This window comes from Thalassotalea loyana (genome assembly GCF_030161435.1).
Classification (GTDB): Bacteria; Pseudomonadota; Gammaproteobacteria; order Enterobacterales; family Alteromonadaceae; genus Thalassotalea_G; species Thalassotalea_G loyana.
Genome location: NZ_BSSV01000005.1, coordinates 300,855 through 322,922, shown reverse-complemented (window position 1 = coordinate 322,922; position 22,068 = coordinate 300,855). Strand labels below are relative to the sequence as shown.

General features: G+C 41.1%; 18 protein-coding genes and 1 tRNA gene. 13 read left to right on the top strand and 6 right to left on the bottom strand.

From position 1 onward, the window contains the following. Nucleotides 1–54 precede the first annotated feature (54 nt). Nucleotides 55–1,941, top strand: a complete 1,887-nt coding sequence (locus QQK05_RS12745; RefSeq protein WP_284299163.1) for a methyl-accepting chemotaxis protein — start codon at nt 55–57, stop codon at nt 1,939–1,941. Between the two features lie 4 nt (nt 1,942–1,945). Here QQK05_RS12745 and QQK05_RS12740 read toward each other — a convergent pair whose 3' ends face one another. Beyond that, nucleotides 1,946–5,197, bottom strand: coding sequence for an ATP-binding protein (locus QQK05_RS12740; protein ID WP_284299161.1), 3,252 nt, complete (start codon nt 5,195–5,197; stop codon nt 1,946–1,948). Between the two features lie 178 nt (nt 5,198–5,375). On the opposite strand from QQK05_RS12740, the gene QQK05_RS12735 reads away from it, so the two are divergent. The 5 genes from QQK05_RS12735 to QQK05_RS12715 all read left to right on the top strand — a co-directional run bounded on the left by QQK05_RS12735 (nt 5,376) and on the right by QQK05_RS12715 (nt 11,466). Then, the gene (locus tag QQK05_RS12735) at nt 5,376–5,999 is read left to right on the top strand and encodes a peroxiredoxin-like family protein (protein ID WP_284299159.1); all 624 of its coding nucleotides are present in this window, start codon (nt 5,376–5,378) and stop codon (nt 5,997–5,999) included. Between the two features lie 143 nt (nt 6,000–6,142). Next, entirely contained in the window at nt 6,143–6,955 is an 813-nt protein-coding gene (gene hutG / locus QQK05_RS12730; RefSeq protein WP_284299157.1) for an N-formylglutamate deformylase, read from the top strand. Nucleotides 6,956–6,958: 3 nt separating this feature from the next. Continuing rightward, a complete protein-coding gene (locus QQK05_RS12725) occupies nt 6,959–8,329 on the top strand; it encodes a formimidoylglutamate deiminase (RefSeq protein WP_284299155.1) in 1,371 nt (456 codons plus the stop codon). 4 nt (nt 8,330–8,333) lie between these two features. Next, nucleotides 8,334–9,197 (top strand): formate dehydrogenase accessory sulfurtransferase FdhD, encoded by an 864-nt coding sequence (gene fdhD / locus QQK05_RS12720; RefSeq protein WP_284299153.1) that lies wholly within the window; start codon nt 8,334–8,336, stop codon nt 9,195–9,197. Continuing rightward, entirely contained in the window at nt 9,184–11,466 is a 2,283-nt protein-coding gene (locus QQK05_RS12715; RefSeq protein WP_284299151.1) for an FdhF/YdeP family oxidoreductase, read from the top strand. The genes fdhD and QQK05_RS12715 overlap by 14 nt, the downstream gene beginning before the upstream one ends. Here QQK05_RS12715 and QQK05_RS12710 read toward each other — a convergent pair. After that, entirely contained in the window at nt 11,459–11,818 is a 360-nt protein-coding gene (locus QQK05_RS12710; protein ID WP_284299149.1) for a hypothetical protein, read from the bottom strand. The genes QQK05_RS12715 and QQK05_RS12710 overlap by 8 nt on opposite strands. Before the next feature lie 120 nt (nt 11,819–11,938). Between QQK05_RS12710 and ccoG the strand changes: the two genes are divergently transcribed. The 3 genes from ccoG to QQK05_RS12695 are packed head-to-tail and all read left to right on the top strand — an operon-like array spanning nt 11,939 to nt 15,010. Next, a complete protein-coding gene (gene ccoG, locus QQK05_RS12705) occupies nt 11,939–13,378 on the top strand; it encodes a cytochrome c oxidase accessory protein CcoG (protein WP_284299147.1) in 1,440 nt (479 codons plus the stop codon). Continuing rightward, on the top strand, nt 13,378–14,352 hold the full coding sequence (locus QQK05_RS12700; RefSeq protein ID WP_284299145.1) for a serine/threonine protein kinase: 975 nt from the start codon (nt 13,378–13,380) through the stop codon (nt 14,350–14,352). The genes ccoG and QQK05_RS12700 overlap by 1 nt, the downstream gene beginning before the upstream one ends. A gap of 25 nt (nt 14,353–14,377) precedes the next feature. Then, nucleotides 14,378–15,010, top strand: a complete 633-nt coding sequence (locus QQK05_RS12695; RefSeq protein WP_284299143.1) for a thiol:disulfide interchange protein DsbA/DsbL — start codon at nt 14,378–14,380, stop codon at nt 15,008–15,010. Between the two features lie 24 nt (nt 15,011–15,034). Here the strand turns inward: QQK05_RS12695 and QQK05_RS12690 are convergent, their stop codons facing one another. From QQK05_RS12690 to QQK05_RS12675, 4 genes are all read right to left on the bottom strand, one after another. After that, nucleotides 15,035–15,703: a TVP38/TMEM64 family protein gene (locus tag QQK05_RS12690; RefSeq protein WP_284299141.1), complete on the bottom strand. Its 669-nt coding sequence runs from the start codon at nt 15,701–15,703 to the stop codon at nt 15,035–15,037. Next, nucleotides 15,696–16,130 (bottom strand): thermonuclease family protein, encoded by a 435-nt coding sequence (locus QQK05_RS12685; protein WP_284299139.1) that lies wholly within the window; start codon nt 16,128–16,130, stop codon nt 15,696–15,698. The genes QQK05_RS12690 and QQK05_RS12685 overlap by 8 nt, the downstream gene beginning before the upstream one ends. Nucleotides 16,131–16,180: 50 nt before the next feature. Next, nucleotides 16,181–18,256 (bottom strand): SHOCT domain-containing protein, encoded by a 2,076-nt coding sequence (locus QQK05_RS12680; protein WP_284299137.1) that lies wholly within the window; start codon nt 18,254–18,256, stop codon nt 16,181–16,183. A gap of 79 nt (nt 18,257–18,335) precedes the next feature. Beyond that, a complete protein-coding gene (locus QQK05_RS12675; RefSeq protein WP_284299135.1) occupies nt 18,336–18,986 on the bottom strand; it encodes a single-stranded DNA-binding protein in 651 nt (216 codons plus the stop codon). Nucleotides 18,987–19,150: 164 nt separating this feature from the next. Between QQK05_RS12675 and QQK05_RS12670 the strand changes: the two genes are divergently transcribed. From QQK05_RS12670 to lexA, 4 genes are all read left to right on the top strand, one after another. Next, the gene (locus tag QQK05_RS12670) at nt 19,151–20,419 is read left to right on the top strand and encodes a Xaa-Pro dipeptidase (protein WP_284299134.1); all 1,269 of its coding nucleotides are present in this window, start codon (nt 19,151–19,153) and stop codon (nt 20,417–20,419) included. Nucleotides 20,420–20,500: 81 nt separating this feature from the next. Beyond that, nucleotides 20,501–20,575: transfer RNA gene (locus tag QQK05_RS12665), tRNA-Arg, on the top strand. A 99-nt stretch (nt 20,576–20,674) separates the two neighbouring features. After that, nucleotides 20,675–21,076 (top strand): hypothetical protein, encoded by a 402-nt coding sequence (locus QQK05_RS12660; protein WP_284299130.1) that lies wholly within the window; start codon nt 20,675–20,677, stop codon nt 21,074–21,076. Nucleotides 21,077–21,199: 123 nt separating this feature from the next. Further along, entirely contained in the window at nt 21,200–21,814 is a 615-nt protein-coding gene (gene lexA, locus QQK05_RS12655; RefSeq protein WP_284299128.1) for a transcriptional repressor LexA, read from the top strand. Nucleotides 21,815–22,068 lie beyond the last annotated feature (254 nt).

Sequence of the window (22,068 nt, the reverse complement as noted above, 5' to 3'; positions counted from 1 at the left end):
AAGCTAAAGTCATAATAAGTAAAAAAAGCCTGCATAAAAAGGTAGTAAATATCCATGATTGATAAGCTGAAGTTTGCCCATAAAATCATTATTGTCGCGGCAAGTTTGCTCATTCTTGCGTTAACAATATCGACAACCAACCACTACCTCTCTGTCAAAGAAGATACAAAGACCAATTTAACCCGAGCTATCAGTGAAATTTCAGATTCTGTGTCTTTGAATATTGCCAACTGGCTTAATGGTAAGCTTGCTATCGTTGAGTCACTTGCTAGCAGTGCGAGCACGAGCCAAGAGCAACTGTTTTTAGAAAGAACGGCTGTCATGGCAGATGTGGCAGGTGATTTTAAGAATAGCTATGTTGCCATCGAGCAAACGGGGCAATTTATTCTGGATGACAAGTCCATTGTCTTACCTGCAGATTTCGACCCTAGAAAGCGCCCTTGGTACACTCAAGCTAAGCAACAAGCCAAACCTTCTTTTACTGAACCCTATATTGACGTAACCACCAATGAATTATTGATTTCTGCTATCGCACCCGTGCAGGATAGAGGGCAATTCTTAGGCGTTGCAGGTGGTGACATTTTGCTAGGTGAAATAGCTAGCATTATAAACTCACTTGATTTTCTAGAACTTGGCCATGCATTTTTGATGACGCAAGACGGCAAAGTGTTGAGTCATCCGAATCAAAAAATGGTCGACCAACATTTCTCAAAAATATTTGGCACTACACCAGCGTTAACGTCTGAACTAATTGAGCTAGAAGACGGTGAGCGTATTGTCTCCTTTATTCAAATAAAAGGGATTGAATCTGTTACTTGGTATTTAGGCGTCGTGCTTGATAAAGAAAAGGCTTTTCAACCCTTATCACAAGCAAAAACCAGCGCAATCGTATTTGGCTTAATCTCGGTCATCATTACGATTGTTTTACTTAAACTGTTGCTAGGTCAACTACTCAAACCGATTCATGGCTTAACTAAAGCCATTAAACGCATTTCTGAAGGAGATGGTGATTTAACGCAACGCCTTGAAGTTCGCAGCCACGATGAGATTGGCCAACTCTCCCATTACTTTAATCACTTCATTGATACGATTCATCAGTCAATGAAGCAAACACATGAAGCAGCTAGCGCCCTTGACGAACAAATAGACCAAGTTCGCCAAAGCTCTAAATACGGCATCGAATTAGCTCAACAACAACTACTTGGCGGTGAGCATATTGCAACAGCTGTAACTCAGTTAAATGGCTCAGTCACTGAGATCTCAAGCAATGCACAAAACGCGTCTACGCTCACCTCTCAGATGCACGATAGATCTCAGTCAGGTGTTGACGCACTGTCTAACAACATTACTGCTATCGAGCAGCTAACAAACAATATTAGCGATTCGAGTCAGAAAATTGAAAAGCTTAGTGTTGAAGCTGAAAATATTGGAAAAATATTAGATGTTATCAAAGGGATTAGCTCTCAAACCAACTTGCTTGCGCTAAATGCCGCGATTGAAGCTGCCCGCGCTGGTGAAATGGGACGAGGATTTGCCGTCGTTGCGGATGAGGTGCGACAACTTGCACAACTCACTCAAGAGTCAACACAAGAGATTGAAAGCTTGATAGAAAACCTTCAAGAAGGTACATCTTCGGTCGTTGGCACAATGCAAGAAAGTCAGCAAAACAGCGCATCTAGCGTTGAGCTAGCAAATCAAGCAGACGCCCAAATGCAAGAAATCATCAATGCACTTACTCAAGTTGATGATGAAAACCAAGCGGTTGCTTCAGCAACTAAGCAACAGGTTGATATGATTCAGACAATAGACCAAGATGTTCACAACATGATGGAACTCAATGGCCAAGGTGTCACATCACTTAAACAAACGGCTCAAGCATGTGATCTACTGCAGTCTGAATTTGTAAGTCTAAATAAACTGGTTAGTAAATTTAAAGTATAAATTTCTATTGCTGCTCCTGATTTAGCCAGTTTTGAATCTCATTCGCTAATTGTGCTAATGACAAGACTAAGCGGGCTACTGCGGGAGCTAATTCCTGCAGATTCTGAGCTCTAGTATATTTTTCGATATCACTAACTTGATCATCTAAAACATTAACAGCAAGGTAACGCAGACTACCCTTTAATTTATGAGTCACGGCATACACTTGGTCAAAATCTTCTTGAGACAAAGCTAACTCAAGCTGCTTTTTTTCTTCGTGCCATGTCGTAACAAAAAGCTGGCAAATATGATGTGTAAGCACTTTATCGTTATTGTTGCGTGCAATTAAGCAATTCGCATCGAATAACTCAGTATCACGACCTTCCTCTGCAACGCTTTCCACCTTCTGACGTTCAACACCAGTTTTTTGCTCAGTTAACGCCTGGTATGCGCGCTGCATCTTTTGTGTTATTTCATCTTGCGGGCATGGTTTTGTCATATAATCATCAAAACCTGCATCAAGACACTTTTGAGCAGTGTCAGCCAGTGCGTCGGCTGTCACTGCAATTAACCAAAAAGGTTTAGACGTTAATAATGAAGAAAGTGTGCGAGCCAACTCAAATCCATCCATCACGGGCATATGACAATCTGAAATAATCAGGTCATATTGATTGGCATGATGCATCGCTAATCCTTCTTCCCCGTTATAAGCAATATCGGGATAGATTCCCAAGCGCTCTAATTGCGCAGATAACACTTTTATATTGACGAGATTATCTTCCACCAAGAGAACATTTATTGCAGAGAAGTCAGGAAAAGTGGTGGGTGACTGACTCGGTTTTACCGATGCGGGTTGAGCAATATCGATACATTTCATCGCTATTGTGAAGAAGAACGTGCTACCTTTTCCTTCTTTAGATGCTGTCGATATTTTCCCCCCCATTGCATTGACAATTTCTTGGCAAATACTCAGTCCTAGACCTGTGCCACCAAAACGGCGTGTCACCGCACTGTCGGCTTGAATGAAAGGGCTAAAAAGTAAGTTCTGGTGCTCAGGCGCTATACCAATGCCAGAATCAACCACTGAGAAATAAATACTGTCATACTGTGAACCATCGACATGTTCTCGCTTCTCTAAAGAAATGTTCACGTCAACATAACCAAACTCTGTAAACTTCAACGCGTTAGAAACAAGATTATTTAATACTTGTGTTAAACGTGTTGGGTCGAGCATGTACATTGTAGATAGCTTATTGTCAGCGTTAAGCCTCAAACGTAACCCTTTTTGTTGAGCCAAAGGTGTAAAAGCATTGACAACATTATTCGCTAATTCGACTAAATTAACCGGCACACTTTCCAGTGTTAATTTCCCCGCATCCATTTTTGAGAAATCAAGTACGTCATTTAAAATTGAAAGTAGGTTATCTGCAGAGTTCGTTAAGGTATTTAACAGTTCACTTTGATGTTTATTGAGCTTGGTGTAACGCAATGCTTCTGCCATTCCAAAAACACCATTCATCGGTGTTCTTATTTCATGGCTCATCCGTGCCAAAAAGCTCGTTTTTGCAATGCCCGATTGTTCCGCAGCAGATCGCGCTTTTTCAGCTACCTCAAGCGCAGCTTCGGCTTCATTTTGTGCCGCTTTTCTCAGACGTAGCTGATGCAAGTAAAACACAGTCATCAACACGCTCATAAAGAAAATAGTCAATAGAATGTAGCCTGCTTTTTGGTAGATACTACTCACCTGTTGATAAATATCACCTTCACTAAACGCTATCGTATTCCACTTAGCATTGATCTCTTCATAACGCTCGGAATCAATTGCACTCAACCCTCGGTTAAACAACAAAATGAGGTCCGCATTATCTGGCACTGTTGCAAAGGACATTGGAATGTCGTCTAAAAAACCATGAAAAGGTTGAATAGTGAAATGGGCGTAACCTTTTTGCTTTATGAAGTAGGATGCCGATAATGAGGGCTCAACAAAGGCATTAATTTCGCCAGCCTCTAGGGCGTTAAATGTCTCAGTTAACGATAAATAATGTTTAAATTTCGCTTCTGGTAACCGCTTGATGAGTTCATCAGTACTGACAAAGCCGCTAACAACACCAATTGTTTCGTTTTTTAAGCTCGAAATATGATTATTTAAGATGTAATCATCACGCGTAATCAGGCTCAAGCTTGTATTAATAAGGGTATTTGAAAACTTAAGTTCCGGATATCGTACAGAATCGTTTAAGTGCATATGATAAAAATCAAGCTCACCAGATTTTATCGCCTGCCGACCTATTTCAAGTGAGCCGACGTAAACAGGCTCAAACGTTACGCCAAGTTTTTCCGTCAATATCCTCAATAAATCGATAGTAAAGCCAGTCGCACCTATATGATTAAAACTATCGGTGATCAGATAAGGTGGAAACCCTTCAGGAGCAGACGGGAACGCTAAGTGCGGGTGATAAAGGACAAAGCGTTTTTCTTGCTCAGATAACGTTAAGTCGTAATCTCCTAATGTAAGTAAAAAACGGTTTTCCCCTTTTACGATATATTTGTCAGTCCATAACTTTGCTTGAAGCTTATTCACCTTTCTTAAGTCGTCGTTGACAGAAAGTGCTAAAGCCTCATCACTTTGCCTAAACGCTGCTCGGAAATAAATGTCTGGTGTATCGTTCTCACTCATGTAAAACACATCATCAATACCATGGTCTTGAAGCGCTTTTTCGACTTCCCACGGTTGTACCGAGTAAATTGCATTATAGTTTTGATAATTATCAAGGAGTCGATCAATACTGGTGTAATAAGTACGCCTTACCGCGGGCGTCATTGACGCTAATATACGATTTTCAGGAGAGTGAATTGCCATTACAATCTGCGATGTGTCATCGGCATCCAACCGACGAAAAATGCGTTGATGATATTTCGCATAAGGAATGCTAAATAAAGTATCTGGAAATTCTCTAGCTACTGAGATTGCCACAACATCAACTTCGCCATTTTGTAATGCCTGGAACGACCTATCACTTGGCACGCGAATAAACTCGACAGCTCGTTGATTATCAATGCTCCATACCTGCCAATATTCCTGCATTAAATTGACGAGTTGCTCAAACTTACCTGCCGAATGAATCGCCAATGACGTCTCATCAGGCAAAGCGATACGAAGTGGCGGTTGTTCAGTATCTTTAGCATAACTTAACGGCAGATTAATAATGGCGACAAACAGCACTAAAACTAGCATTTTAGTGTGGTAGAACAACTTATCCAACATCGTGTTAGCCATAGGAAACCGCTACAAAAAAGATAACTTCAGATAACAAAATTTTAGCACAGCAGTCAGTAACTAAATGTTATCCAACTGAGGACTTTTGTAGCAAAACTGCTTCTTTGAAATTAATTTTTGATTCGGCGGGTCTACTGCAACTCATAAGATAATTTATCGTTATTTTTAAGGAAAATTAATGAGAGTATTAACCGCCGCATTGGCGTTATTTGTAAGTTTAAGTGCGTTTGCTAAGCCAATTGCGGAGCGTGCAGATGACGTTAGCCCACTATTGAATGGTCAAAATATTCCACAAGTAAACGTGGTTACTATCGACAATGAAAAGAAATCGTTAAACGAGTTTTTAGGTAATAAAAAAACGATTTTATTCTTTTATCGCGGTGGATGGTGTCCATTCTGTAACACACAAATGGGACAACTAAAGAAGATTGAAGGCAAGTTAGCCAAGATGGGTTACCAGCTTGTTGGTGTATCGACTGACGGACCTGCAGATCTAAAGAAAAGTGTCGAAAAGCTCGACTTACAATATCAACTACTTTCAGATTTCAATTCTGAGATTAGCCAAGCGTTCGGTTTAGCATTTTTCAGCTCAAAGAAAGTCACTGAGCGTTACTTAGCGGCAATGAAATTAGAGAACCCATTACAGAAAAACAAAGCGGGCGAAGAACGCCTTGTTTTACCTGTACCAGCAATTTACCTAATCGACGAAAAAGGACTGGTTCAATTTAACTACGTAAACCCTAACTTCAAAGTTCGTTTAGATGAAAATGTACTTCTAGCAGCAGCTAAAGCGGCAATGTAACACCCTCCGTTACAAGCTTTAGTTTTTGGGGCAGTGTTTTCACTGCCCTTTTTTATGTCTGAATTCCAAATTGTTAGATTTACTGAGAAGCGTCAGCATGATAAATTATGCTCATCTAGGTTGTATATACAATTGAGCTAATTATGCGTGAACAGTCCCCTATCTTTGAATTAATAAAAGGCAATCAGCCACTTATTATCTCTATGCCACACAATGGGCAAGAAATCCCAGATGATATAAAAAATACAATGACGGAAGCAGGGCTCGCGGTTCCTGATACCGATTGGTACTTGGATAAGTTATATGATTTTGCTGCTAGCATGGGCATTAGTCTTATCAACCCAAGATATAATCGTTACGTTATAGATTTAAACAGAAATACCAATGGTGAAAACTTATACCCAGGAGCAAATAGCACAGAGCTTTGCCCAACAACGGCATTTGACTTATCACCGCTTTACAAGACAGGACGCGTACCAAACGACGCTGAAATCAGCCGTAGAGTAAACACCTATTGGCAGCCCTATCACCAAGCCTTAACCAATGAAATAGCAAGATTAAAAGCCGAACATGGCTATGTTGTGTTACTTGAAGCCCATTCGATCTTATCAGTGGTTCCTCGATTTTTTGAAGGTCAACTGCCAGACTTTAATTTTGGTAGTAATCAAGGAGAAAGCTGCAAAGCACCTCTGGTAAACGCTGTTGAGGCCATTGACTTTTCACCTTATAGCCAAGTGACCAATGGTCGATTCAAAGGTGGATTTATCACGCGCCACTTTGGTCAACCAAAACAGCAAGTTGAAGCACTTCAGCTAGAATTATCGCAAGCAACTTATTTAGATGAAGATACGCTCGCTTACAACGAAGAAAAAGCAGCGCAAGTCAAACCGAAACTTAAAGCGTTGGTGACAACCTTACTTAACTACGCAAACGAACAAGCTCGAGGAGCAAATTAAGCGATGAAGTTATTTGCTAAAAACATTTTATTGAGCTCTGGGTGGGCAAAAAACCAAGTGTTAACGATCGACAAAGGCGTTATCTCTAAGATTGACTCAGGTTCAGCTGAGCAAGCAGAGTACGTTCTAGAAACGGTGATTCCAGGTATGGTTAACTGCCATTCACACGCTTTCCAACGAGCATTCGCAGGTTTCAGTGAACAAGGAAGTGAAGGAAAAGATAGTTTTTGGACATGGCGATCCATCATGTACCAATTTTTAGAGCAATTAACCGTTGAAGACGCAGAACTAATCGCGACTCAACTTTACATTGAAATGCTCAAATCTGGGTATACCCGTGTGGCGGAATTTCATTACTTGCATCACAACACCAAGGGGAACTGTTACGAGAAACTCGGCGAAATGGCTAAGGCTCTATTTAACGCGAGTCACCATTCGGGTTTAGGGTTGACCATGTTGCCAGTACTCTATCAATACAGCGGTTTTGGTGAGCAAACACCAAACCATGGCCAACGTCGCTTTATCAACTCAACAGAACAATTTAATCAGCTAGTCAGCGAATGTGCTGAGCTTTCAAAATCAACACCCAATACCAATGTCGGTATCGCACCACATTCATTGCGTGCAACTGGTAAAGACGCCATGGTAAGTGCGATCGCTCATGTTCGCTCAATCGACGATAAAGCACCAATTCACATTCATATTGCGGAGCAACAAAAAGAAGTCGATGACTGCTTAGCTCACTATGGAAAACGCCCTGTACAATGGTTATTAGATAACCTCGATGTTGATGAGCATTGGTGTTTAATTCACGCAACACACATCGATGACAACGAATTAGCTGGCATGGTTGAAACAGGAGCAATCGCCGGGATTTGCCCAACAACTGAGGCTAACCTTGGTGACGGGATCTTTCCAACAACAGAGTTTATGGCACAAAACGGCACGATTGCGATCGGCTCAGATTCACACATTTCTGTTAACCCAGTAGAAGAACTTAGATTGCTTGAGTACGCCCAACGACTAATCAAGCAACAACGCGCAATTTTAGCAACGAATGAAACGCCTTCCGTAGGCCTCAACCTATGGCAGAAAGCGTCAATGGGCGGCGCTCAGTCAACCAGCTCAAATACCGGTGAATTAGCCGTTGGCAAACAAGCTGACTTGCTCGTATTGGATCAAAGTAAACTCAATTGTTTTGCGACGGGCGAACAATATAATTTGGACAGCCTTATTTTCGCGAGCCAAACAAACTGCATTAAAGATGTTATGGTTAATGGTGAATGGGTTATTCAAGATCATACTCATGCGCTTGAAGCAGACATACAAAAGCGCTTTAGTCAGCTACTAACCAAACTTTCAAACAACCAATAGCAACATGAAACACCAAGGTCAACAGCAAGAAAATAGCACGCGTCGAGTTACCAAGCGCCATTATTCGTTGGATGCTCGAATGCCCGCTGACGATATTGTTGCTGTTGAAGCACCTTTGCTAATCGTCATTGCTACCAAAGAGCAACTATTGGAATTAGCAACGATTATGCGTACACCTGGTGATGACGTCCCGCTTAGCCTTGGCTTTTTGTTTAGTGAGCATATCATCACGTCTAAGGATGATGTCCTTGACGTTAAGCACAGTGATCCAAATGAAATTACTATTTCATTAGCTGAGCATGTTGTCGTTGATGACAAATACCAAAGTCGACAATTTACCAGCTATTCTGGATGCGGTATTTGCGGTAAATCGAGTATAAAGCAACTTGCATTGAAAGCGACAAGAGAGATTAGTCGAGACCAGCACTGGTTACCATTCGATAGGTTGATTGAAGCGGCACAAGAATTAAGAGCCCACCAACATTTGTTTCAACAAACAGGTAGCGTTCATGGTGCCGCACTACTGACTTTATCTAATTCCATGTTTTCATTCATTGATTGTAAAGAAGATGTGGGTCGACATAACGCTGTTGACAAGCTAATTGGTAAACACTTACTTACAGCACAAAATCGAAATTGCATACTATTACTGAGTGGCAGAATTAGTTTTGAGCTTGTTCAAAAGGCGGTAATGGCGGGGGTATGCACAATAGCAGCAATTGGTGCACCTTCTAGTTTGGCACTAGAGACTGCCAAGCAGTTTGATTTAACACTGATTGGTTTTATCACGGCAAAACAAGCAAATATTTACTGTGGTGACTGGCGCTTATCACCAATGACGGTGGAGAATTCTGATGGCAAAACATAACTATCAAGGTGCAGCAGGTGGTTGGGGTGCCTTAAAAAGTACGACCAAACATTTACTCAAAAGTGAAAATGTTGCGAAAAATATCAAAACATTATTGAAAACCAACCAAGATCACGGCTTCGATTGCCCAGGCTGTGCTTGGGGTGAAAAGGATGAACCTGGTAGATTTCGATTTTGCGAAAACGGCGCTAAAGCCGTTAACTGGGAAGCAACGAGCAAAACTGTAGATGCTCAATTTTTTGGACAACACTCCGTTAGCTACCTGCAACGTCAATCAGATTATTTTCTTGAATATCAAGGTCGCCTTGTTGAACCTGTTGTCTACAACAGCCAAACCGATCATTATGAGCCAATAAGTTGGCAAGATGCATTTTCGCTAATAGCAACACAACTTAATCAATTGACAAGTCCTGACCAAGCCGAGTTTTATACATCAGGTCGCGCAAGCAATGAAGCCGCTTTTCTATATCAATTATTTGTTAGAGCATATGGCACGAACAATTTACCTGATTGTTCAAATATGTGTCATGAAGCCAGTGGTGTTGCATTAAAACGCTCGATTGGTATTGGCAAAGGTACCGTCACAATAGACGATTTTGAGCATGCAGACGCTATTTTTGTGCTTGGCCAAAACCCAGGGACAAACCATCCACGTATGCTCGATGCACTCAGTCATGCATCGCGTCGAGGCGCTCGAATCGTCTCTATCAATCCATTGAAAGAACGTGGTTTAGAACGTTTTACCAACCCACAATCACCTAAAGAGATGCTCACGTTAAGCGCTACACACATTTCTTCTGATTATTTCAGACCGAAATTAGGTGGCGATATGGCCATTGTTCGAGGCATGGTTAAAGTCCTCCTCAACCGTCATCGAGAGGCTGTCTCAAACGGTCAATCATTATTCGATTTAGCATTTATTGAACAACAAACAAATGGCATAGACGACTATCTGGAAATTGTCGATGCAACCAGCTGGCAAGAAATAATTGAGCAATCAGGCTTAACACAAGCGGAAATAGAACAGTTAGCTTCAATTTATCAACAAGCAGACCGTGTCATCATTACTTGGGCGATGGGGATCACGCAACATCAACACTCTGTTGTGATGATTCAAGAAATTGCTAATTTACAGCTGTTATTTGGCCAAATTGGTAAAAAAGGGGCGGGTCTGTGCCCCGTAAGAGGTCACTCTAATGTCCAAGGTGACAGAACGATGGGCATTAATGAAAAGCCTGATGCTACGTTTTTATCAGCAATTGAAAAGCAATTCAATTTTTCGCCTCCTGAGCACCACGGCCACAATACCGTGCAAGCTATTGATGCCATGCTCGATAACAGCAGTAAGGTCTTTATTGGCTTGGGTGGAAATTTTGTTTCAGCGACACCAGAAACTCAGCAAACAATAAAGGCACTGTCTAATTGTAATTTAACCGTTTCCATCGCAACTAAGCTCAACCGCACGCATGTCACACCTGGCAAGCAAAGTTTGATTTTACCGTGCTTAGGCCGCACCGATATTGATATTCAAAAAGGCCAAGCTCAGTCAATTACTGTTGAAGATTCATTTTCGATGGTACACGCATCGGCCGGTGTAGTTGACAATGAACACAAAACGTTAAAGTCTGAGCCAGCTATTATTGCCGGGATCGCACAAGCCACGTTAGGAGATTTCCCTATACGTTGGCAAGACGTCATCAACGACTACAGCAATATTAGAACGTTAATTGCAAAAACTATTCCTGGATTTGCCGACTTCAATCGTCGACTTGAAACGCCAGGTGGCTTTTATCTTGGTAATAGTGCTGCCGACTATAACTGGCAAACGACCACAGGAAAAGCCACGTTTAGTTCAGCAACATTACCAAGCACGTTGATTCCAGCTTTCAACGATAAAAACCAAATCGTGTTTACAATGCAAACCCTTCGTTCGCACGACCAATACAATACAACCATTTATGGTTTTGAAGATAGATATCGCGGTATTTCTGGCGAGCGAAATATCATTTTAATCAACGAAAAAGATATCAAACGCTTAGGGAAAAGTGATGGTGACATTGTCGATATCGTGAGTATATGGACAGATAATGTGGAACGGAAAGTTAGTGGCTTTAAATTATGTGCTTACGACATTCCGCGAGGTCAAGTGGCATGCTACTTCCCAGAAGCCAACCCGTTAATTCCAAGGGCAAGCGTTGGTGTTGATAGCTTCACACCAACGTCTAAATCAATTGCAGTAAAAATTACCGATTCACAACGCCTTATCTAGGTGAGGATAAAAAGTGGCTAATTTGGCTACACACCTTTTGATGGTTTTGAGAATGGAATTCAGGATCCGATTGGCCGGCTTTACAGTGCTTGTTAAAGTAACTGCGCACGCTGCTACGCGTTAATGTAATTTCTTTAAGTTTCTGCATTTCAGCGGGTGAAAAGCTAGCGAGTTGATCGTCCATCTTCTCAATAATCGTACTAGACTTCATTCGAACCTTAGTTCCTGAGAACTCAGCCATAGTGTCTAAAAAGCTCGTTTTTTGCTCTTCAAGAAACTCATTCACTTCAGGCTGTGGATTAAAATGTAAAAATAACGCTATAACAACGATTAAGATCAATATTTTTTTCATGGCTTAGCTTATAATCAAAATGTATTTTCTCAATAAAACAAAATTACTAACATTACATTAACGCTTTCGTCATGATGTACTGATAGTGACTTAACAAAACATTATCGTTAAGGAAAGCTCGTGAGCTCTGACCGTAAAGATACCAAACCTGTAGTTCATATCCCAGTAAAAAACGTCAATATCCATCCTGCGAAGCATGGTTCGGCGGAGAAGTACCAACCACGTGATCAAATTTACGTGCGCAAAGTGGAAGGTTTTTTCCAACGACTCAGGCAGCGTATGAACTTTTTTTTCATGGCAGCCTTTGCTCTTTTGCCTTGGATTCAATTTAACGGCCATCAAGCCGTGTTATTCGACATTGGTGAACAACGTTTCAATATTTTCGGCCTAACCCTATGGCCTCAAGATTTAACCTTATTCGCTTGGTTGTTGATGTTCAGTGCTTTTTTATTGTTCTTCGTTACCACCTTTTTAGGGCGTGTTTGGTGCGGTTACCTGTGCCCTCAAACGGTATGGACCTTCATCTTCATCTGGTTTGAAGAAAAGATAGAAGGCACGGCAAATCAACGTAAAAAGCTCGATCAACAGAAGATGAATAAAGATAAATTCATCAAAAAATCACTCAAACATATATGTTGGCTATTCGTTGCACTACTAACATCGTTGACTTTCGCCGGCTACTTTACGCCAGTTGATGAGCTATTTATCGACTTTTTCACCTTCAATGCCTCTATTACCGTAGTGGCCGTTGTATTATTTTTCACTTTCTGTACCTACGGTAACGCAGGATGGATGCGTGAAATCATGTGTCTACACATGTGTCCATACGCACGGTTTCAGTCAGCGATGTTCGATAAAGATACGTTAACAGTAACGTATGACTTTAATCGAGGCGAAAACCGTGGTGCTCGCGGCCGTAAACAAGATCCTAAAGAACTCGGATTAGGCGATTGTATTGACTGTAACTTATGTGTCCAAGTATGCCCGACGGGTATCGATATCCGAAATGGTTTGCAGTATGAGTGTATCAACTGTGGCTCTTGTATCGATGCGTGTGATGGCGTGATGGATAGAATGAAATACCCTCGTGGTCTAATTCGTTACACCACAGAGCATGACTTAGAAGGCAAAAAAGTCCATTTAATTCGTCCTAAGTTGATTGGCTACGCAATAATTCTGACCGTGTTTGCTGCGATGATGAGTTACGGTATCGCAACACGTGTTCCCGTCGCATTAGATATCATTCGTGATCGCACGGAATTAGCACGAGAAAATTTTGATGGTGAAATAGAAAACGTCTACACCTTAAAAATCCTAAACAAGTCGCAAACCGACAATACATACAAGCTCTCAGTTAAAGGAATAGACAATGCTCGTTGGATTGGTGAGCAAGAAGTTGTCATAAAAGCGGCGAGTGTTTATACCTTGCCAATCAGTATTGCTGCAGATCCGTATGATTTAGATGGTTATATGACGGATATAACATTTGTCATTGAGCTCGTTAACAGCGAAGATAGCGTTTATGTAGAACACGACAGTCGATTCTTTAATAAACGTTAATGGCAGTATTTAATTTCAGTTCGCTCTCTCCTGATGTCATGCTCGATGCCATCGAGCAGTTAGGCATTTATGTTGAGAGCGGCCTATTACCTCTAAACAGTTATGAAAACCGTGTCTATCAGTTTCATGACGACAACAAAGTAAAGTATGTAACCAAGTTTTATCGTCCTCAACGATGGTCACTTGAACAGATCCAAGAAGAGCACGATTTTGCGTTAGAGCTTGCTCAAGAAGAGTTACCTATTGTTGCTCCGCTGGTGTTTGACGGAAAAAGTCTATTCGAACATCAAGGTTACCACTTCGCACTTTATCCTTGCCGTGGCGGGCGAATCTTTGAGGTAGATAACCTTGATCAGCTCGAATGGATGGGACGTTTTATTGGACGCATACACGCCATATCTCAGAAGTCCACTTTTCAGCACAGGCCTGATTTCAATACTCAAGAATTCTTGAACGATGCTAAACAAACGATTTTGACTTCAGAATTTGTTCCTCCTAGCCTAGAAACAGCTTTTGAGACCATATTATCGCAAGTCATTTCGGAAGCATCAGGTCAATTTACAAATCATGATATGATTCGTTTACATGGTGATTGTCATGCCGGAAACATCCTTTGGACAGACGATGGACCCCATTTTGTAGATCTCGACGATTGTCGTATGGGGCCTGCTATTCAAGACCTCTGGATGATGCTTTCAGGCGATAGACAACAACAATTGTTACAATTAGACACCTTACTTTGTGGCTATGAAGAGTTTAATTCGTTTGATAACGCACAACTTGCCTTGATAGAATCATTGCGTACAATGCGAGTTGTAAATTATATGGCTTGGTTGTGTAAACGATGGCAAGACCCAGCATTCCCTCGTAACTTTCCGTGGTTTAATACGGAAAAATATTGGGAACAACAAATATTAATGCTCAAGGAGCAAATGTCTGCCTTACAACAACCGCCGCTCAGTTTATTGCCGTAAGGGCAACTAGAAGGAAAGCAGTATTATGAAAAAAATTATTGGTTTATTTTTATTGATTGCGATGCCATTTCTGGCAAACGCAGCGCAGTATGAAGAAGGTAAACACTACACAGTAGTCAGCGACAAAGCGTCTAAAAAACCAGAATTACGTGAGTTCTTCTCTTTCTACTGTCCTCATTGTTTTAGCTTCGAACCATTTATGGCTGACATTAAGAAACAATTACCTGAAGATGTGTCGTTTGAACGTAATCACGTAGACTTTTTACGCATGGCATCAACTGATACACAGTTTATGTTAACGAAAGGTTTAGTTATTGCTAAGCAATTAAAAATGGAAGAAAAGCTAGTTGGCGCAATGTTTAACTACGTTCAGGTGCAACGAGCAACGTTCTCATCTGAAAAAGACTTACGTAACCTATTCGTTTTAAATGGCGTAGACGGTGCCAAGTTTGACAAGTTAATGAAAAGCTTCAGTGTTAATTCACAAGCCAAAGCGATGAAGAAAACACAAGAATACTTCGGTCGTCGTGGCGCTATTAAAGGTGTTCCTGCCGTTATTGTTAATGGTAAGTACCTAATCAACATGCAAGAGTTAGATCGTAACAACTTGAAAGGCGATTACAGCAATTTAGTTAAGCACTTATTATCGCTTGGCTAAATGAAACAGATAATAAAGGGGGTCTTAGTCGAATGACTTAGACCCCTTTTTTTTTGCTTGCGATTCTTGTTTGTATAGCCAAAAGCCAAGTATAAGTGCTACAACGAACAACGCTCCAGCTGATAAAATATGGGTCGAGCTGCTCAGTTTTACGCCTGCTCCAACTAAGCTAAATATCAGCATTTGAGGTATAAAGCCTAATGCACTCCCTGCAATAAAAGGAGCAAGCTTTATGTTGCATGAGCCGGCAACAACATTTGTCAAAAAGTTACTGCCTACCGGCAACAAACGGATAATTAGTGCTTTGGTAAATTCGTTAATCGACAAGAATTGATAGATTGCGTTCTGCTGTTTGTGAAATCTACGACCGACAAAATCAGCGAACATAAATCGCGCCATTATTGACGTTAAGAAACAAGCACTGACCGCTGCAAACAAGCCGACGAGCATACCTGCCCATTGACCTAGAATATAACCACATGCAATAGCAGCAAATTGTCTTGGCACCCCAAGCGTTAATGCTAGGGCAAACACGCCATACAAACTAATGACCTGAAGTAATAAACCCTCTGGAAGCCAGGTATCTATCCAAGCAGATATATTATCTTGAGTTAACCAAAGTTGACTGGGAATTATCGCCAACGCAAAAAGTGCGATTGCAACAATCGTTGTCAGGATTATTGACTTATTCACACCAACCACTTCGCTTTCCGCCTTGATACGGCCTTGCAAGATTATTCGCGATCAATAAACTTGCTAGGCTCTGATTATCGATATAAACATCAGCCAAAATTCTAAAATACTTGCCACGCTCTATGTTGCGTAACTCAACTTGAGCACTATTTCTCAGTAAAGCTTGAGTGAAAATTTTTGCTTGTTTCGCTAATGCCTTTTCACTTGGACACTTTCCTCTTAGCTCAGGTGTATCAACCTGCTTCACGCGAATCGGGGCATTCTGACCAACTAATGCTGGCCAATGGTCAATGTCGACTCGAAATGTATCGCCATCATACACAGAGACAACACGAGATACGACAACATCACCAAACGTTGTTTTGGCGAAGCTCATGACAGGGAAAAAACAAAAAATTAATAATAAGTACTGGACTGCACGCACCATAAAACACTCATCAACGACTAACTTGCGCGCCTATTGTCGAGATTTGTCGCTTATTGATCAACTAAGCTTTGTAACGGTTTAGCTTTTGCGTTAGCAAATTCATCATCATCTAAGAAACCTTCCTGGTGCAATTTTACCAGCTTCTCTATGGCATCGACGATCTTAGTGTCTTGCACTTCTTTACTCACTGGTTTGCTTTTTTCACTGTCGCTAACACCGTCAAGTGGTTTACTTTGTTCTTGAGATTGCGCCTTCGCAACAGGAGTTTCAGCCTTACTCTCACGTGGCACTTTTGATACAGGTGCTGGCCTTTGGATTTGTACCTTAGCTGGTTTAAGCGCTGCTTCATCAGGAATAATTTCTTTTTTTCTTTCAGGCGTACTATTGGGGTTAATGATCCCTGAAATTTGCCATTGGAAATCAATTAGTAGGGCAAGGCTTGGTTTAAAATGTAATTTAGTATAGCGCTGGTCACCTATTCTAAAATAGGGACAAATTAAATACTTCTTACCTTTGCTGTCGAGTAACTGAAGTTGTACCTGACGTACACGCTTACCATACATTTTGGAATGGTATTCTCGATTAAATACCCCTTTAATATCGGCCTCTACATCATTAGTAAATGGCAGCTCCTCAGCATTGACCTGGTTTACTATTTGTTGATTAAGTAGTAATTCACTGACCACAATATTACGTGGATTTAATCTTTTCGCGATAGTCTCTTCATGTCGATTATACAGGCACACTTCACCGTCAATGATCTCAACACGAGCATATTGTTGACGAATCTTACGCTTTGCATTTTCTTCAGCAATTTTTTCTCGATTCAGCCACAGAATGAGTGTCACCAAAATGATGAATGTTAAATACAGGAAAGGACCATTTTTACTCTCAGACACTTTGTTCTGCTCAACAGTTGCCTTTTCAGCTGAAACCGTTGGCAGATAGCTCATCAACATCAAGACCTGATCTGACACCGAATACAAAGCGATAAACGATTCTGCCACCTTGACCAACACAGTGTTAGCCGGCAAGCCACCGTCACCCAACAAATCGCTCGGTTCGATATGTTGCTTATTATCAACAAACGACACTCTATCTAAAGCAGCGCGGTCATGATCTAAAGTAAGATAGGTCGGCGACGAGTCGAGCTTATTAGGTGCTAAATAATGTAACTTTGAAAACGTAGCTTTGTCATTGAGCGAGAATTGATATTCAGGCTTAACGGCTTTGAGGTTGTCACCAAATGACAGAGATGAAACAACAGGACTTGCATTTTTATAATGATGAACAAGCAAATCATGATGACTGTTCTTTTGCCAAACAAGTACAGTGGGTTGTTCAATGTTGTATAACGCAATTTCATTGGCGATATCACTGTGCTGGTTATACGGATTATTGATTGGCACCGTATACTGTTTTAAGCCAAATGGCGTCGGATTAATACGTAAAACACTACCACTAAATATCGCGCTATTATTGTTTCCTGATGAACCGAGCAACACATGTAAGATGCCATAGTTTTCTTGCCATGGTTTTAGGTGTGGATTAAAGCTCAATTGTTTAACATCAAATTCACTATCATTTGACGCTATACGGAACAGTTCACGTTTACTGTTTTCAGCAACTTGCTTGCTATGCGATAAATAAATCCATTCGCTGACAACAATATCATAGGCATTGCGTGGTGCCTGATGTGCAAGACGCACCGTCGAGCTTTTTTCATCAAACGGCACTCGATGTGCAGTATAGAAGGTGCCACTACCCGCTTTTCCAGCTATCGAAAAGCTCGGGTGTAAAGCGACAGCAAACAACGTCGCATTATCGACAGAAAGTGATTGTTTTAGCGATATTATTGGCGTCGGATAAACAATAAGCTCACGTTCCTGTTCAACATCTAACAAATATATATCGCCAGAAGCATTAAAGGCGAAGAAGCTTGATTGGTTGGGTATTTGAACAAAGCGTTTGCTTGAAAGCGACGATAATTGCTTGGGAAGCTTTGCCTGAATTGACTGAGCAAATGACTGACTTGAGAAACACAACAGCAACAACATGCATATCATAAAGTGATATGCACCTCGACAGTATCTACTGCTTTTACCAGAGTAAAGCATGTTAGCCACTCATTCCTTCTTACGGCATCATTTATCCAAGTATGCAGAAATTCTATTTGTAGCTCAACAAATTGTAAGCAAATTTTGCTTAACTTTTTAAAACAACCGTCTGTTTTGCTTCAATAAACTGAGATTTTTGCTGATCATTTTGATAACTCAACTTACCTTCAACAACCAACTGACTGCCTTCTTGCGCGTTATTAGCAATAAATTGTGCTTGTTTTCCCCAAACATGCACCAAACGCGAGAGTTTAAATTCTTGCTTTTTACCTGATACGGGAGAAACGATTTGATGTTTGACGGTTAATGACAACTCAGCCATTTGTTTATCGTTTGCGGTTGTTACCAGCTTGATCGGTGCATTTACTTCACCGCTCAATTGCACGAGATTAATTGATTGAGCATAACCTTTTGCAAAATGTTGAGCGAAATTTGCATGAACAATTTGCCTGCTAGACTTTGCGCTATCCAGCAAGTAGCCATGAATTAGCATTACATCGCCTTTTTCGGCATATAGCAGGGCTTCTTCGACGATATCGCCAATGACCTTAATCGTGTGAAAGTCTGTCCATTCTTTAAACTGATTGCTCGCTTTATCAAACCAACGACTATGCGTTGCCAACGTGATTTCAGCAACGGCCAATACAGGTTTAGTAAAGTATCTCACTTCTGGCTTAGCCACTAAATTCCCGAGTAGGGTTACTTTACATAAATGGTGATTGCCAAGTGATGCTGTCATTTTAAAATATCTTTATTGGATCATTAACTTGGCTACTTTACGAAATCAGTTAAATAGATGCAATCGACCTACTCACTTATCGAGAAATACCAGCACTTAAACAACAAGCGATTGATTGGTTGAGTACATTATTCTATAAATTGGGTAGCAACCAAGGATCACCCATGAAAAAAATAACCACTTTACTTGGCCTTTCAGGCTTACTTTTATGTCAGTTAGCATCTGCCTCAACCGTACTTACCGCTAAACATTTATTGGACGTCGAAACAGGTAATATTCTCAAAAATCAGTATCTGGTAATTGATAATGGCAAAATCATCGACATTACCGCTAATAAAAGCGACTTGCCAAGTGACGCTAAAATCATTGACCTTGGTGACAAGTACCTTTTACCTGGCCTCATGGACATGCATACGCATGTTGTTCAAAACCTTACCAAGAGCTTCTATGCTCGATTTTTCCAATCACCACATCGTGCGCTCATTGGTGGTGTGGTCAATGCAGAAAAAACGTTAATGGCGGGTTTCACAACGATTCGAAATGTTGGCGCTGCTGACTATCAAGACGTTGCATTGCGTAATGCCATCAATGCAGGTGAAATCAAAGGACCTCGTATGGCGGTATCTGGGCCATCTATCGGCATAACGGGTGGTCATTGTGATAACAATGCCTTAAATCATAGTTTTAAACAAAAATCAGATGGTGTTGCTGATGGTCCTTGGTCGGTGCGTGAAAAAGTCCGTCTAAATGTAAAATACGGTGTTGATTTGATTAAGTTTTGTGCCACAGGCGGGGTGTTTTCGAAAGGAACCAAAGTTGGTCAGCGTCAATATACATTCGAAGAAATGAAAGCCATTGTGGATGAAGCCCATACGCACGGACGGACCGTCGCTGCGCATGCTCACGGTACAGAAGGGATCAAGTACGCCATCAAAGCTGGTGTCGACTCTATCGAGCACGCTAGCTTTTTAGATAAAGAGACTATTGCACTTGCTAAAAAGCACGGCACTTATTTATCAATGGATATTTACAATACGGAATATACCTTGGCAGAAGGTGAAAAAAACGGTGTACCACAAGAAAACATCGACAAAGAACGCCAGGTGGGCACCGTTCAACGCGAGAGCTTTTCAAACGCAGTGAAAGCGAAAACCAAAATGGTGTTAGGCTCTGACGCAGGTATATATCCTCACGGAGATAATGCAAAACAATTCTCGCGCATGGTTAGGTTTGGTATGACACCGCTACAAGCTATTCAAGCGGCAACCATCAATTCTGCAAGACTGCTAAAATGGCAAGATAATCTCGGCAGCCTCGAAGAAGGAAAGTTTGCTGATGTCATTGCTGTTGATAGCAACCCATTAAAGAACATCGCGACGTTAGAAAATGTTAGCTTCGTCATGAAAAATGGTGAAATTTACAAACAGTTGTAAAGATTGTGCGGTAATTGAACAGTTAAACAATTACCGCTAGTAAAGCGTTAAGCTTTTGACTAGAATCTCGCCTGTAGCTGTGCTCCCGTGGTGAAATGGATATCACGTGGACCTCCGGAGTCTAAATTACAGGTTCGATTCCTGTCGGGAGCGCCAGCCTTGATCATCAAATTGCTAATCCATATTTGAACACCTCACGTATTTCTCGTTATAGTTCCCTCACAATGAAATACCAAGCGTTTCTGTTAATACATTATGTTCAACCGACAAAAACGAAACAACCGTCGACCTTATCAAATTAAAAAAACCACGATACGTGATGACTTTATTGATAAACAAATTTTAGCGATTCATAAAGCTATGGCTAAAAAAGTACTTGCGAAGCCAGAGCTAATTGAGCAGGTAAAAGAAACACTGGAGCAAAAACGTGAAGAGGGTCGAATGGGATATGGCGCCTATTTAACCTGGTTTAGTTTGTTGGATATTGCACCAAGTGACCCAAAAGCCTTTTACGACGGTGTGATCGAATATGACAAGCGGATGCGAAAGCTCCGCAGAAACACTCCCTTCACCAATGTGTTAACAGAAGAAGAACGACAACAAGCGATTGAGTTAGACGCAATCGGCTCCCTCGACGACTTCAACTTTATGCTGTAACGGGCCAATCTTATATGAGTAAATCGTTAATTCACAAAGCATAATCAACATTTAAGCTTGCGTTTGCCAATTAGCGCTATATACTGACAATAAATACACCACTGTACGAAACAACAGGTTAATATGCGCGAGTTAACAAAACGACAAAGTGAAATCTTTGATTTGATCAAAGACACAATAAACGCCACAGGTATGCCACCAACGCGCGCCGAAATTGCGGAGCATTTTGGTTTTCGTTCAGCTAATGCAGCAGAAGAACACTTGAAAGCATTAGCGAAGAAAGGCTACATCGAAATGTTACCAGGTACGTCTCGCGGTATCCGACTTGCGGATGAGTTCATTGAAGAAGAAGGATTACCATTAATTGGCCAAGTAGCTGCTGGCGAGCCAATTTTGGCACAAGAGCATGTTGAAGATACCTATAAGATTGATGGTAGCTTATTTCACCCCAATGCAGACTACTTACTTCGTGTAAATGGCGAAAGTATGAAGGACATTGGCATTCTCGATGGTGATTTACTTGCTGTACACACTACGCAAGACGTAAAAAATGGCCAGGTTGTTGTTGCTCGTGTAGAAGACGATGTCACCGTTAAGCGCTTTAAGCGCGAAGGCAATATTGTATACCTTCACGCAGAAAATGAAGAGTTTGCACCAATCAAAGTCGACTTAGCTCAGCAAGCGTTTAACATTGAAGGTCTTGCAGTAGGCGTTGTCCGAAATGCTGATTGGATGTAAATAAGCACTCAGCTGATTTATCTACAAAGCCAACCACTGAGTTGGCTTTTTTGTACGTTTAATTTAATGCCAACCACAATCAAGTTCTTGCTCACTCAACGAAAATTAAAGAGCTTGATATTCTCTAGCCCCCGTCAAATAGCGGTTAATTTTCATACAGCACCAAAACATGCTATTAGAGTAGTTACTCAGCTGATATTGTTAGATTTTTTTTAAAGATTTCGAAAGAAAACGCTAGACCTTGGTTAAAATTT

Bases quoted from the DNA above. Each gene is read 5' to 3' on its own strand.
- QQK05_RS12745 (WP_284299163.1), top strand. From the start codon at position 55: ATGATTGATAAGCTGAAGTTTGCCCATAAAATCATTATTGTCGCGGCA.
- QQK05_RS12740 (WP_284299161.1), bottom strand. From the start codon at position 5,197: ATGGCTAACACGATGTTGGATAAGTTGTTCTACCACACTAAAATGCTA.
- QQK05_RS12735 (WP_284299159.1), top strand. From the start codon at position 5,376: ATGAGAGTATTAACCGCCGCATTGGCGTTATTTGTAAGTTTAAGTGCG.
- hutG (WP_284299157.1), top strand. From the start codon at position 6,143: ATGCGTGAACAGTCCCCTATCTTTGAATTAATAAAAGGCAATCAGCCA.
- QQK05_RS12725 (WP_284299155.1), top strand. From the start codon at position 6,959: ATGAAGTTATTTGCTAAAAACATTTTATTGAGCTCTGGGTGGGCAAAA.
- fdhD (WP_284299153.1), top strand. From the start codon at position 8,334: ATGAAACACCAAGGTCAACAGCAAGAAAATAGCACGCGTCGAGTTACC.
- QQK05_RS12715 (WP_284299151.1), top strand. From the start codon at position 9,184: ATGGCAAAACATAACTATCAAGGTGCAGCAGGTGGTTGGGGTGCCTTA.
- QQK05_RS12710 (WP_284299149.1), bottom strand. From the start codon at position 11,818: ATGAAAAAAATATTGATCTTAATCGTTGTTATAGCGTTATTTTTACAT.
- QQK05_RS12700 (WP_284299145.1), top strand. From the start codon at position 13,378: ATGGCAGTATTTAATTTCAGTTCGCTCTCTCCTGATGTCATGCTCGAT.
- QQK05_RS12695 (WP_284299143.1), top strand. From the start codon at position 14,378: ATGAAAAAAATTATTGGTTTATTTTTATTGATTGCGATGCCATTTCTG.
- QQK05_RS12685 (WP_284299139.1), bottom strand. From the start codon at position 16,130: ATGGTGCGTGCAGTCCAGTACTTATTATTAATTTTTTGTTTTTTCCCT.
- QQK05_RS12675 (WP_284299135.1), bottom strand. From the start codon at position 18,986: ATGACAGCATCACTTGGCAATCACCATTTATGTAAAGTAACCCTACTC.
- QQK05_RS12670 (WP_284299134.1), top strand. From the start codon at position 19,151: ATGAAAAAAATAACCACTTTACTTGGCCTTTCAGGCTTACTTTTATGT.
- QQK05_RS12660 (WP_284299130.1), top strand. From the start codon at position 20,675: ATGTTCAACCGACAAAAACGAAACAACCGTCGACCTTATCAAATTAAA.
- lexA (WP_284299128.1), top strand. From the start codon at position 21,200: ATGCGCGAGTTAACAAAACGACAAAGTGAAATCTTTGATTTGATCAAA.